This is a genomic window from Desulfosporosinus sp. I2, assembly GCF_000960765.1.
GTDB lineage: Bacteria > Bacillota > Desulfitobacteriia > Desulfitobacteriales > Desulfitobacteriaceae > Desulfosporosinus.
Genome location: NZ_JYNH01000305.1, coordinates 1 through 711, shown reverse-complemented (window position 1 = coordinate 711; position 711 = coordinate 1). Strand labels below are relative to the sequence as shown.

Sequence of the window (711 nt, the reverse complement as noted above, 5' to 3'; positions counted from 1 at the left end):
TTGTAAAGTTCTTGGGATTTCACAAAAACTTTCCCTAAAAGAGCAGAAAAGAGCCGACTTAAAGAACGGTAAGAACTTTTCACGGAGACATAACCTGAACGAGAAACCTGAGCACGGCGAATCGTGGTGGCTGTTTCCAGAAAGACAAAGATGAAGCGATAAATCAGCACCATTAATTCGGTAATAATCACAGGGACTTTCATCTTGTGAAGTACTGTGATTATTTCAGTCATGGGTGTGGTTAGGGCTAGAAAGTATAGACAGGAAACAGCCCCTATCGATCTTAGAAAGAGATGAACTGCGGTGATCAGATCTGGGTAGTGTATTCCTACGGTCAGACCATGAATAGTTTGAGCTAACCAAAACCCCGAAGGATTGGTCGAGACTGAAAAAGCAATCGTTAAAACGCTTATCAGGAGAAACGAAAGAGGAACAAGCATTAGCTTGACAAAAACTCGGGCAGGGATGCCTGCTTTGCAGACTATCCCCCTAGCCATTATGGCTAACACAATAAGAGGGGTGATTACTGTAGGAGAAGTTAGGCACACTACCATGGTGATTATCGCAAAAAGAGACTTTTCCACCGGGTGAACTGTTTTTAGATTATTGCTATAAGCGTAACAATCAATGCTTATCATGCTTGATCCTTCTTGCTTACACTGTGTTTACCCTTGGCATAACCTATATAATAGAAGAAAAATCCGCTTCCGA

Annotated in this window: 1 protein-coding gene; it reads right to left on the bottom strand. The window is 41.9% G+C overall.

The features are described from left to right. A partial coding sequence (cbiQ, locus tag UF75_RS25830) for a cobalt ECF transporter T component CbiQ (RefSeq protein WP_045577372.1) occupies positions 1-638 on the bottom strand: 638 nt, incomplete at its 3' end. Positions 639-711: the final 73 nt, after the last annotated feature.